Annotated in this window: 14 protein-coding genes; 8 read left to right on the forward strand and 6 right to left on the reverse strand. The window is 69.4% G+C overall.

Annotated elements, in window-relative coordinates:
* The coding region (locus ACNPQM_RS42645) for an NAD(P)-binding domain-containing protein (protein WP_418088225.1) at window positions 1-583 on the reverse strand (583 nt) is incomplete at its 3' end.
* A gap of 61 nt (window positions 584-644) precedes the next feature.
* Here ACNPQM_RS42645 and ACNPQM_RS42650 point away from each other — a divergent pair.
* Window positions 645-974, forward strand: coding sequence for an ArsR/SmtB family transcription factor (locus ACNPQM_RS42650; RefSeq protein WP_418088226.1), 330 nt, complete (start codon window positions 645-647; stop codon window positions 972-974).
* A gap of 21 nt (window positions 975-995) precedes the next feature.
* On the opposite strand, the gene ACNPQM_RS42655 is transcribed toward ACNPQM_RS42650, so the two are convergent.
* The gene (locus ACNPQM_RS42655; protein WP_418088227.1) at window positions 996-1,361 is read right to left on the reverse strand and encodes an ArsR/SmtB family transcription factor; all 366 of its coding nucleotides are present in this window, start codon (window positions 1,359-1,361) and stop codon (window positions 996-998) included.
* 104 nt (window positions 1,362-1,465) lie between these two features.
* On the opposite strand from ACNPQM_RS42655, the gene ACNPQM_RS42660 reads away from it, so the two are divergent.
* The 4 genes from ACNPQM_RS42660 (at window position 1,466) to ACNPQM_RS42675 (ending at window position 5,128) form a co-directional block, all read left to right on the forward strand.
* On the forward strand, window positions 1,466-2,860 hold the full coding sequence (locus ACNPQM_RS42660) for an FAD-dependent oxidoreductase (protein WP_418088228.1): 1,395 nt from the start codon (window positions 1,466-1,468) through the stop codon (window positions 2,858-2,860).
* A 66-nt stretch (window positions 2,861-2,926) separates the two neighbouring features.
* Window positions 2,927-3,394: an ArsI/CadI family heavy metal resistance metalloenzyme gene (locus ACNPQM_RS42665; RefSeq protein WP_418088229.1), complete on the forward strand. Its 468-nt coding sequence runs from the start codon at window positions 2,927-2,929 to the stop codon at window positions 3,392-3,394.
* Window positions 3,391-4,620 (forward strand): MFS transporter, encoded by a 1,230-nt coding sequence (locus tag ACNPQM_RS42670; protein WP_418088230.1) that lies wholly within the window; start codon window positions 3,391-3,393, stop codon window positions 4,618-4,620. Before ACNPQM_RS42665 ends, ACNPQM_RS42670 begins: the two co-directional genes overlap by 4 nt.
* Window positions 4,621-4,948: 328 nt before the next feature.
* Window positions 4,949-5,128, forward strand: coding sequence for a hypothetical protein (locus ACNPQM_RS42675; protein WP_418088231.1), 180 nt, complete (start codon window positions 4,949-4,951; stop codon window positions 5,126-5,128).
* Window positions 5,129-5,534: 406 nt separating this feature from the next.
* On the opposite strand, the gene ACNPQM_RS42680 is transcribed toward ACNPQM_RS42675, so the two are convergent.
* The 3 genes from ACNPQM_RS42680 to ACNPQM_RS42690 all read right to left on the reverse strand — a co-directional run bounded on the left by ACNPQM_RS42680 (window position 5,535) and on the right by ACNPQM_RS42690 (window position 6,900).
* Complete coding sequence (locus tag ACNPQM_RS42680; protein WP_418088232.1) at window positions 5,535-6,131, reverse strand: HAAS signaling domain-containing protein; 597 nt, start codon at window positions 6,129-6,131, stop codon at window positions 5,535-5,537.
* Window positions 6,128-6,502, reverse strand: a complete 375-nt coding sequence (locus ACNPQM_RS42685) for a PadR family transcriptional regulator (RefSeq protein WP_418088233.1) — start codon at window positions 6,500-6,502, stop codon at window positions 6,128-6,130. Before ACNPQM_RS42685 ends, ACNPQM_RS42680 begins: the two co-directional genes overlap by 4 nt.
* Window positions 6,503-6,585: 83 nt before the next feature.
* Window positions 6,586-6,900 (reverse strand): hypothetical protein, encoded by a 315-nt coding sequence (locus ACNPQM_RS42690; RefSeq protein ID WP_418088234.1) that lies wholly within the window; start codon window positions 6,898-6,900, stop codon window positions 6,586-6,588.
* Between the two features lie 734 nt (window positions 6,901-7,634).
* Here ACNPQM_RS42690 and ACNPQM_RS42695 point away from each other — a divergent pair.
* The 3 genes from ACNPQM_RS42695 to ACNPQM_RS42705 all read left to right on the forward strand — a co-directional run bounded on the left by ACNPQM_RS42695 (window position 7,635) and on the right by ACNPQM_RS42705 (window position 10,142).
* The gene (locus tag ACNPQM_RS42695; protein WP_418088235.1) at window positions 7,635-7,982 is read left to right on the forward strand and encodes a hypothetical protein; all 348 of its coding nucleotides are present in this window, start codon (window positions 7,635-7,637) and stop codon (window positions 7,980-7,982) included.
* A 2-nt stretch (window positions 7,983-7,984) separates the two neighbouring features.
* The gene (locus tag ACNPQM_RS42700) at window positions 7,985-8,386 is read left to right on the forward strand and encodes a DUF6233 domain-containing protein (RefSeq protein ID WP_418088236.1); all 402 of its coding nucleotides are present in this window, start codon (window positions 7,985-7,987) and stop codon (window positions 8,384-8,386) included.
* A 220-nt stretch (window positions 8,387-8,606) separates the two neighbouring features.
* Window positions 8,607-10,142, forward strand: coding sequence for a hypothetical protein (locus tag ACNPQM_RS42705; RefSeq protein WP_418088237.1), 1,536 nt, complete (start codon window positions 8,607-8,609; stop codon window positions 10,140-10,142).
* A gap of 13 nt (window positions 10,143-10,155) precedes the next feature.
* Here the strand turns inward: ACNPQM_RS42705 and ACNPQM_RS42710 are convergent, their stop codons facing one another.
* Window positions 10,156-10,449: a hypothetical protein gene (locus tag ACNPQM_RS42710; RefSeq protein WP_418088238.1), complete on the reverse strand. Its 294-nt coding sequence runs from the start codon at window positions 10,447-10,449 to the stop codon at window positions 10,156-10,158.
* Window positions 10,450-10,673 lie beyond the last annotated feature (224 nt).

Here is a 10,673-nt window from a genome sequence, read left to right on the forward strand (position 1 = left end):
GCCGGGTGGCCAGGGTGGTGTCGGCGAGGGGGCCGAGTTCGGCGGCGATCTGGATCGCGGAATTGCCCCCGCCGACCACGACGACCCTCTGCCCGACGAACGCGTCCGGGCTGCGGTAGTCAGCGGCGTGCAGCACCCGGCCGCCGAAGTCCGCCCGCCCGGGAACGTCCGGGACAAAGGGTGTGCCGTAGTCACCGGTCGCGGCGATGACCGCCCGCGCGGTGAACTCCCGCCCGTCCTCGGCCCGTACGGACCAGGTGCCGTCCTGGCGTGTCACGGAGGTGACGGTTGTCGAGGTGCGGATGTCGGCGGGCAGACGGCGGGCGTAGTCGCGCAGGTAGTCCACCACTTCGTCCCGCCGCGGGTAGCGGTCCGGGTCTCCGGGGAAGCACATCCCGGGCAGGGACGAGTACTGGGCCGGGGAGAACAGGGTGAGGCTGTCGTAGTAGCGCGGCCAGGACCCGCCCGGCTCCGCCGCGGCCTCCAGCACCAGAATGCGGGTGAAGCCGTGACGCGGGGCGAGGGCCGCGGCGGCCAGGCCGGACTGCCCGGCACCGATGACGATGAGATCGGCATGCTCCATGAGAACGTGAACCCTTTCAATGAGTCGTTGTTTCGGGAAGTGACGAAATGTTTGGCGCGAAATGGTGACAGAGAACGGCAGTGAACAGCCCGTGGTGGATCCGGCGACGGCCGACTTCCTCAAGGCCCTGGCCAGCGAAACCCGTCAGAAGGTGATGCAGCAGTTCACCGGCGGCATCGAACTGACGGTCGGCGAGATCGCCGACCGCTGCACACTGAAGCCGTCGACCGCCTCGGAACACCTGAGCCTGCTGCGCCGCGGCGGCCTGGTGGTCTCCCGCAAGGAAGGCAAACAGGTCTATTACCGGGCCGACGGAGCCACGATGGCCCAGCGCGTCTCCGCCCTTCAGGCGTACCTGGCTCGGTGCTGCCCGCCCGACTGCACCGGCTGACCACCAGGCGCCGACCGGAGATCAGGTGCGCAGGTCGAGCATGGCGGACATGGCCGCCACGACGGACGGCGCGACCTGGTAGTACACCCAGGTTCCGCGCCGCTCGGAGGTGAGGAGGCCGGCCTCGCGCAGCTTCTTCAGGTGGTGGGAGACGGTCGGCTGGGAGACGCCGACGTCGGAAATGTCGCAGACGCAGGCCTCGCCGCCCGGATGCGAGGCGACCTTGGAGAACAGGCGCAGCCGGACCGGGTCGGACAGGGCCTTGAACATGACGGCCATCTTCTCCGCGTCGCCCTGCGACAGCTCCCCGGCGGTGATCGGCGGGCAGCACGGCACCACGGCTTCCGCGTCCAGGACCGGCAGCTCCGCAATCTCTGATTTCGACATGCGTCTATGTTGACACTCGTCGATACCGAGTGGCAAGCTCCAGACATCGACAGCAATCGAAACAGCGGCCGGAGCGGCCGCCTATCTCGGAGGACATCACCGCCATGACCACCACTGCAGACCTGCCGGTCGTCGTCATCGGCGCCGGCCCCGCCGGGCTGGCCGCCGCCGCCCACCTGGTCGACCGCGGCATCGAACCACTGGTGCTGGAAGCCGGCGACGCCGCCGGAGCGACGGTGCGCGAGTGGTCGCACGTGCGGCTGTTCTCCACTTGGGGCGAGATCGTCGACCCGGCTGCCGAGAAGCTTCTTGCCCCGACCGGCTGGACCAAGCCGGACGCGGCCATCTACCCGTCCGGTGGTGACTGGGCCGACCTTTACCTCCAGCCCCTCGCCGACGTACTCGGCGACCGTATCCGCACCAGCGCCCGGGTGACCGGCGTCTCCCGCACCGGCCGCGACCGCATCGTCGACGCCGACCGCGAGACCCAGCCCTTCGTCGTCCACGTTGCCTACACCGACGGCCGCGAGGAACGCCTCTTCGCCCGCGCGGTCATCGACGCCTCCGGCACCTGGACCACCCCGAGTCCGGCCGGGGCCAGCGGCCTGCCCGCCCTCGGCGAGAAGACGGCGTCCGACCGCATCACCTACCGCGTCCCCGACCTCAAAGACCCCGCCGTCCGCGCCCGTTACGCCGGCAAGCGGACCGCCGTCATCGGCTCCGGCGCCTCCGCGTTCACCGCCCTGGCCATGCTCGCCGACGTCTCGAAGGACGAGCCCGGCACGCACGCGGTGTGGATCCTGCGCCGCGGCATCAGCGGCTCCACCTTCGGCGGCGGCACCGCCGACCAGCTGCCCGCCCGAGGCGCCCTCGGCCTCGCCGCCAAGGCCGCCGTCGACAACGGCCACGCCGACGCGGTCACCGGCTTCCGCACCGAGGCCATCGAGCGTGACGAGGACGGCCGACTGATCCTGGCCGGCGAGGACGAACGCCGTCTCGACCCGGTGGACGAGGTCATCGTGCTGACCGGCTTCCGCCCCGACCTGTCCTTCCTCTCCGAGATCCGCCTCGGCCTCGACGAACGCCTCCAGGCACCTGTGGAACTGGCCCCGCTGATCGACCCCAACCAGCACTCCTGCGGCACCGTCTACCCCCACGGCCACCGCGAACTCTCCCACCCCGAGACGGGGGTCTACCTGGTCGGCATGAAGTCCTACGGCCGCGCCCCGACCTTCCTCGCGAGGACCGGCTACGAGCAGGTCCGCTCCGTCGTCGCCGCGATCGCCGGCGACCTGGAATCCGCCGACAAGGTCGAACTCACCCTCCCCGAAACCGGAGTGTGCGGCGGCTCCGGCATCTTCGACGACCCGGCAGCCGACCAGACCGACGGCGGAGGATGCTGCGCCACTCCGGCGCCCGCTCTCGTACAGATCGGCGTCGGCACCACTCTGCCTGTCGCAGCCGCCGAGGAATCGTCGTCGTCCGGCAGCTGCTGCTGACCTGATCCCAGCGCCCCGGCCCCCCGACGGCCGGGGCGCTTCCACCCCTGTGTCAGGAGGATCGTCATGTCCCGAGTACAGCTCGCCCTGCGCGTCCCCGACCTTCCCGCCTCGATCGCCTTCTACAGCAAGCTCTTCGGCACCGAGCCGGCCAAACTGCGCGACGGCTACGCCAACTTCGCCATCTCCGACCCCCCGCTCAAACTCGTCCTCATCCAGGGCACACCGGACGAGGACACCCGCATGGACCACCTCGGCGTCGAAGTCGACACCACCGAAGCCGTCCACGCCGCCACCACCCGCCTCTCAGACCAGGGCCTTGCAACAGACGTCGAGAACGACACCACCTGCTGCTACGCACTCCAGGACAAGGTCTGGGTCCACGGCCCCGGCCAGGAACCGTGGGAGGTGTATGTCGTCAAGGCCGACGCCGACTCCATGGCCAAGCAGAAGGGCAGCACCTGCTGCGCGGACCCGGCCGTCACGGGAGCAGGCCCGGCCGCACCGGTCGAGGCCGGTGGCTGCTGCCCGTGACCGAGCTCAATACACGCGGGGTCCCGACCGGAACAGGAGACCGGTCGCGGCCCCGCGCCGTACTCCCGGCGCTGTGCATCACACAGATCACCAGCTGGGGCATCGTCTACTACGCCTTCCCCGTGCTCAACCCGGCCATCACCGCCGACACCGGCTGGCCCACCGGGGCCACAACGGCCGCGTTCTCCGCCGCCCTGCTCATCTCCGCATTCGCCGGGATCCGGGTCGGCCGGATCATCGACCACCGGGGCCCGCGCACCGTCATGACCGCAGGCTCCATCCTCGGCGTCGCGAGCCTCCTCATCGTGGCCGCCGCTCCCAACCTGCTGGTGTTCTTCTCCGGTTGGCTCCTGGCCGGGTTCGCAATGGCGGCCACCTTCTACCAGCCCGCCTTCGCCGCACTCACACGCTGGTGGGCACCCGACCACGTCCGCGCCCTCACCATCGTCACCCTGGCCGGCGGACTGGCCTCCACCGTCTTCGCACCCCTGACCGCCATGCTCGCCGACCACATGAGCTGGCGCATGACCTACGCCGTGCTTGCCGTGATCCTCGCTGCCGTGACCGTCCCCGCCCACGCATTCGCGCTTAAGGCCCCCTGGCCGGCCGCGCCGCCACAGTCTCCCCACACCAGCGACTCCGCGATCACGGTCTCACGCAGCCGGCCCTTCTGGATGCTCGCCGCAGCCCTCACCCTTTCCGCCTTCACCGTGTACGCCGTCGTCGTTGCCCTGGTCCCACTCCTCATCGAGCGCGGATACTCAACCAGCCAGGCAGCATGGGCACTCGGCCTCGGCGGCGCCGGACAGACCCTCGGACGCACCCTGTACGCGACACTCGCCCGCCACACCGGGGTCACCGCGCGCACCACCACCCTCATCGCGCTCGGAGGCGTCACCACTGCGGCCCTCGCCTTCACGCCCGGCCCCTACGCCCTGCTGGTGGTCCTGTCGGTCGCGGCCGGAATGGTCCGCGGCAACCTCACCCTGCTGCAAGCCACCGCCATCACCGATCGCTGGGGCACCACCCACTACGGCCGCCTCTCCGGACTCCTCGCAGCACCTGCGACCACCGCCTCAGCACTCGCCCCATTCGCAGGCGCAGCCCTGGCCTCACCACTCGGCGGCTACCCCCACCTCTTCGCCGCGCTCACCATCGTCTCCGCAGCGTCGTGCCTGATCTCACTCCGCGCGACGCCAACAAGGCGATCCTCACCCCCACACTGACCGCCCCCTCACAGATCACCCTGCTCCGAGACACCCGCCCCCTCGCCATCGCCCGCCAGCCTTCGCGCGGTCTACCAGTTGCCCGATCAACTGGTCGTCCAGGGCCTCCGGCATCCCAGCGGGCTGCACTTCCTCGACGGCCTCAGCCGAGGCGATCACGTCTGTCATCAGGTGTCACTTCCTGTTCGAAGATCCACCGTTGACCGTACAGACCCGGTTCCCCCTCCTTCGCGTGCTCTGCCGCCAGGTGACGTAACTTCAGGATTCTTGAAGTGTTCTCATCTAGCCCGACCGATTGGCGGTCCGGGTGAAGGTGAGGGGGCTCGGGTTGGCGGCACTGGCGGTCGTGCGGGACCTCCGCGACGTGCGGGCTCCGGTCTCGGCGGAGGAACTGGAGCGGTTCGAGACCGAAGCGCTGGCCGGGCTCGTGCTCGCGCGGGCGTCGGCCGGGCTGACGGACGGCACCATCCGCGGGGACGTCGGCCACCTGGAACAGGTGCGGACATGATTCGGTCGGCCGCTGTGGGACATGGAGCCCGCCGACGCGGACGCGTACTTCGGGAAGGTGCTACGGAACTCGCCCAGCGGCACCCGGCTTGCCCGTTCGCAGGCGCTGACCACGTACTTCACGTTCCTGGACTTGAGACACAAGGTCGAACTGCACCGGCTGACAGGCCGGGTCATCGAGTATCTGATCGACGAGGTGAACCGGCCACGCGGGGCGAAGGACGCTCAGCTGCGGATCCCGCCGCTGGAGCCGGAGGTCGGGCAGCTGTTCACCGGCTGGGCCGGTGAACTGGCCACCTGCCGCAAGTTCGCTCCGATGGCCAGGAACTACACCGCGTCGAAGCTGATGTCCGAGGTGGGGCTGAGGGTGAACGAGGCCCGCAGGCTTGATGTACCAGCGGCCGCGCTCAGGCGCGGCGGACCCGCCAGAGCCATACTGCCGTGCCGGCCAGGAAGGCGAGCATCGCCAGGTTGGCCAGGAGGGCCGGGGTGCCGCCCCCCGGGCCGCCGCTGGACAGGTTCCAGGTGGCGATGATGACACTCGGCAGGATGGCGGCGAGCAGGACGCCGGTGGTCTTCTGGACGGCGGTCCAGTGCACTGAGGTGCAGAGAAGCAACGCGCCGATGACGCGGAACAGGACGCCGAACAGCGGCCCGGGGAGGACGGGGAAGACCATCATGAAGGGCAGCGAGAGGGTGAGCATCAGGAGCGGGACCAGGGGGTGCACCTTGCCGCGCCGGGCGGGTGCACCGACACCGCCCCGGGCGGGGGCCCCGGCGGCCCCGTTTCCCGCCTCGGCCAGCGCCGTCGCCGCGATCGTGCGGGGGTCCCCCAGCTCCGCCAGGACCTCGCCGGTCGCGGCATCGGGGCGTTCGGCGCGCGTCACCTCGATGTGTTCGGCGAGGTCAGCGAGGAGTTCCCGGCGACGGTCGGCGGGGAGCGCGGAGGTCTCGCGCTCGACGGCGGAGAGGTAGTCGCGTACAAGGTCGGCAGAGGTCTTCATGCGCGGTCTCCGGTAAAGGGGTGAGGGGTGTTCAGGAAGGCGTCGACGGCGTTGCGGAAGCCGGGCCAGACGCGAGTGAACTCGTCGAGCGCGGCCCGGCCGCTGTCGGTGAGCGCGTAGTAGCGACGGGGTGGTCCGGAGGCGGACTCCTGCCAGGTGGTGGTGACCAGGTCGTCGCGGCGGAGCCGGGAGAGCAGCGGGTAGACCGTGCCCTGGCTGGTGGCCAGGGCACCGGAGTCCTCCAAGGCGCGGAGGAGTTCCACGCCGTAGCAGGGGCGGTCCCGCATCAGGGCGAGTACGCAGTACTCCAGGACGCCCTTGCGCAGCTGGGCGGCTGCCCGGGCCTGCTTGGTCGAATCACCTGGTTCCATGCGATGCAAGATACCTGGTGGGGCAAGTGGATGGGAATGTGGGTGCGGATGCCCTTGACCCATCAGTCTGGCGGTGTTGGTGCTTACGAAGACCCAGCCCTACCCGAACGCGGAGACCTCCACCCGGGAACCACGATCGTCCTCACCGGTATCTCCCTATTTGTGCGACATCCTGGACCACCCGGGCCAACCGCAACCTCACCGCCACCCTGGAGCGGCTCCGCGTTGACTGTCACCTCGAAGAGGCCCTCACCCACGGCGCCGACCCGCTCCACCTCGCGCTCGTCTTCGGCATCGACGAGAAGACCGCCATCCGCCACGCGGACTCGGCCCGGCAGCTTCTCCAGGACGACGACCAGGACCAGGAGCAGCAGGACGAGCAGGGCGAGCGTGGACATCAGGTGTTCTCTCTTTCGGGTCAGGGGTGCCGGGCCGGCACACGAGCGGGGCGGATCGTTAGCGGTGCCCGTCCCTTGCGTCTCGGGGAGCGCCGCAGACAGCAGCGCTCCGCGCCCCGGGGTGGACCGGGAGGGCGGAGCGGGATGCTGGGCAGCACGATGGACGGGGCGGTGGTTAGCGGCGCAACCCCGGACCGGCGGCACCCACACTGGCCAGCCGCGGAGACGCATTCAAGGGTTTGGCCTGCGGTTTCAGCGTCCGGAAACTCTTGAATGAGCCCCGTAGCACTGATAGGGGCAACGCCCGCAACCAGGCGTGAACCGCTCCCCTGTTGACTGAGTTATGTGGGGGTGGCGGGCAGATGTTTCACCGACCGACGCCGTTTCTGCCCTTTTTTGGAGCGCAAGGACTTCCCCGCGAAGCTGGCGAGAAGTTCACCGCCTTGGGATGCCTTCGGGCATGAACATCCCAGGCCCCTACACGCGCACGCGGGCACACGTGCCGCGGGCCGGGAATTCACCGGATCGCGACGCTGATGACGAACCTGGCGACCCCGGCGAAAAGCCCGTTGCGTAGGAGGCAGCGCCGGACATGACGCCGACAGGCCCGCGCGAGGATGCCGGACGACGCCCGTCGCCGACACCGGCAGACCGAACGACCGTCGTCACGCTTCATATCGGTCGGCCAGCGTGGCTGTTCGCATCCCGTATTCGAACAGACGTAGCATTCCTGTGTGCCCACGTACGACTTCCCCCAGGACCTCCGCGACGCCCAGCTCGCCCTCCACCAGACCCGCGCCGCCTACGAGCAGTACGCCACCACGCTCCCCTGGTCGGCCGAACCGATGCCCGGATGGGAGGCCGACAAGCAGCTCCACAGCACCTGCCGGTCCGGGAAGCCCGACAGCGCCGGGTACACGGCGGAGCAGACCGCAGAGGTGGCCCGGTACCAGGCGGAACTGCTCCGGCTGAGCACCGTGGTGGCGACGCACCCGTACTGGGCGACCCTCGACGGCGGTGTGGTGGCGGCGCGGATGGCGCTCAAGCACGCCCACGAAACTGCCGGGGACGAGGCGGCGTAGCCGTGTCCGATCCCGGGTCGATGTCCCGCCTCGACAAGCTCCGGGCTCTTCAGGAGTGGCTGGACTGGCAGCTGCGCCAGACCCGGGGCCGGATCCAGCAGCTCGAAGCCCAAGAACGGCAGGGCCAGCAGCGGCGGGCGCCGGAGCGGCAGCGTGGCAGGGAGCAGGGGAAGGAGACGGTCGAGAAACGGGAGAGCGAGAAACGGCGCCCGCCTACCTTCCCGGACTGGGGCATCACCGACGTCGGTATCGGCACCTCGCGATCCGAGGTCCACCGTGGCGACTGTTTCGCCGGTGGAAAGCAGCTGCGGGCCATCAGTCGGGAGCAGGCCCTCGCCGCCCTCGGTGACGGAGTTCAGGCCTGCGAGGTGTGCCGGCCGGACACCGCACTCGGCGCGCTGTGATTCGGTGCGTGGTCGCAGCATGAAAGTTGTGGAACTCCCGATCAGCGTGGCGCTCGCCCGTGCCGTTCCGGTGCTACCGGAGGGGCCGGGCTGGTGGTACGAGCCGAAATTATGGACAGGGTTTTGTGGTGTCCGGTGTCCGGCCGGTCTTGCTGAGCGAACCCTCCAGTATTGAGACCGTGCACGATCTGGTGTCAGCGGCGGCTGTTACGGTCCGGCCATGACACGCCCCGACCACGTACTTGCTGTCCTGCGCCGGAATCCTGATCTGGTGAGGCTGGCTGCGGGATCCTTTGATTTTGATCTTGACCGGGCCGAGCACGTGGAAGAGGTCCGTCTGGCGAGCGGAGCGCCGCTGAGGGCCGTGGCGGGCGATGACACCGGCGGAACCTATTTCATATGTGTCGACGGGGCTGTGCTGTACGCGAGCTCCGAGGACGAAGCGGGCCTCATCGGCGCCAGCATGGACGAGGCTCTGGAAATTCTCTTCGGTCTGCCGGGCTGGCACGACTACACCGAACTCGACCTCGCGGCCGATGAAGAGGTGCTGGGGGCGGTGTTCAACCGGACCGAAGACGAGATTCGGGACTCTTACGGCCCTGAGCTGGACGCCGATCGCAGCATGCTGCTCAGCGGGTTGGGTCTGCGCGAGCTCTCCAGGAGGGAGCTGCTGCGCAGGCTCCAGGAGTCCCTTCTGCGGACCGAGCCGGAGTTCCTGCTGGTGAACGCGGACGAAGGCTGCGCGTACGCGTTGCTGGACCGTCTTCGGCGCCCGCCGCTCTGGCAGGCGGTTCTCGCTCCCGGCCGAGCCGATCTGGCCCGGATGAGGGCGGACCGCGACTGCTGGGACGCGATTGCGGGCGATCCGGTACGGCGGGCCACCGTCCTGCGCGCAGCCCAGTACGACCGGCAGCCGGCCGACCTGCAGCTTCTGCACATACTCCTGCGACAGGAAGTCCGCCGCGGCCCCACCGAAGAACTCCGCCTCGCCGCGGTCCTGGTCGCCCTGCACGGTGAGACGCAGGACCACGCTCTGCTGCGGTCTCTGCGGGAGTCCGACCCCGATTTCTACTTCCTGCTCGGCGGTTTCCCCGATTCCGTACGGGCCCTCACCCAGTGGGCGGCCGACTGGGATGAGTCGAACTACGGCCAGGATCCCCACGACGAATACGACCTCACCTGGACGGCGCTGGCCCGCCGCCAGGGGCAGACCGAGCTGGCCCGCGCCGCGCTCATACGCATCCTCGATGACACAGGCCCGCGTGATGGGGCCCTGCTCGGGTCTCTCGCCAACGAGCTCAAAGCCCTGGGGGATCTCGGGCAGGCGATCCGGGCGCGCAGCCTGCACGCGTCCCTGCAGGACGACGCCGACACGCGCGGCTCGGCCCTGGTCAACCTCGCCTCTTTGCAACGCCGCCACGGCGAGGTAGAGGCAGCCTGGCAGTCCCTTCAACGGGCGGTCACGCTACTTGACGGCCCGCCGCCACTGCCGCCTACCAATCAGCTGGCGCTCGATCTTGATCTAACGAACCCGTCCTGTCAGACCTTCACTTGGCGGGAGCTCGGCCTGGGGGTGAGGGTCACCGAGGAACACTTCCTCATCACACAGGCCGCTGTGCCACTCGGTCTACACGAGGTGGCCCAGGCAGCACTCCGGTCGGGGATAACCATGCTCGACGGCCTTGCTCACCCCACCGAGAATCTGCGCCAGGCCGCAGAGGCTGCGCAGACGCTTGCAGCACCCCGGCCCGCCTGAGAATCGCCCTCCTCTACGGGTGTCGGCCGGTGGGCAGCGCGATGAGCGTGCCCTGCTGCCTGAGGGCGTCGTTTTCGAGGGTGAGCTGGCGGATGGCTTCCTCGTACAGGGCCAGGGTGCGGCGCAGGTCGGTGTTCTCCCGCCGTAGTCGGCTCAGGTTCTCCTCCGTGCGCCCGCTGATCGTTTCGGTGGGGGCCGGTTGTGCGGGGGCTGGGACGCGGGGCAGGAAGTGTTCCGGGCACCGGACGATCATGGTGCGGACCGAGGACACGGTCGCCCTGTACGCGCGGTCCGGGAGGGTCGTCACGCCGTACTGGATGGACCTGGCTCTGGCCGGCATGGCGCTGCGGCCGGGCACGGTGCTGGACGGGGAGGCGGTGATCTGGCGGGATGGGCGGCTCGATTTCGCAGCGGCTCAGTCGAGGACCGCGTCGTCTGGCGCACCCACAGGCAAGACCGGCAGCTGTTCCGGGGCTTCGGGTGGTTGTTGGTCTCGTGATCTGTGTGGCCGGTGGGAGTTGTAGTGCTCCT

It is taken from the genome of Streptomyces sp. NPDC056231 (genome assembly GCF_048270745.1).
In the GTDB taxonomy this organism is placed as follows: domain Bacteria; phylum Actinomycetota; class Actinomycetes; order Streptomycetales; family Streptomycetaceae; genus Streptomyces.

Coding starts and splice junctions, on each gene's coding strand:
- ACNPQM_RS42650 (WP_418088226.1), top strand. CDS start 645: ATGGTGACAGAGAACGGCAGTGAACAGCCCGTGGTGGATCCGGCGACG.
- ACNPQM_RS42655 (WP_418088227.1), bottom strand. CDS start 1,361: ATGTCGAAATCAGAGATTGCGGAGCTGCCGGTCCTGGACGCGGAAGCC.
- ACNPQM_RS42660 (WP_418088228.1), top strand. CDS start 1,466: ATGACCACCACTGCAGACCTGCCGGTCGTCGTCATCGGCGCCGGCCCC.
- ACNPQM_RS42665 (WP_418088229.1), top strand. CDS start 2,927: ATGTCCCGAGTACAGCTCGCCCTGCGCGTCCCCGACCTTCCCGCCTCG.
- ACNPQM_RS42680 (WP_418088232.1), bottom strand. CDS start 6,131: ATGAAGACCTCTGCCGACCTTGTACGCGACTACCTCTCCGCCGTCGAG.
- ACNPQM_RS42685 (WP_418088233.1), bottom strand. CDS start 6,502: ATGGAACCAGGTGATTCGACCAAGCAGGCCCGGGCAGCCGCCCAGCTG.
- ACNPQM_RS42690 (WP_418088234.1), bottom strand. CDS start 6,900: ATGTCCACGCTCGCCCTGCTCGTCCTGCTGCTCCTGGTCCTGGTCGTC.
- ACNPQM_RS42705 (WP_418088237.1), top strand. CDS start 8,607: ATGACACGCCCCGACCACGTACTTGCTGTCCTGCGCCGGAATCCTGAT.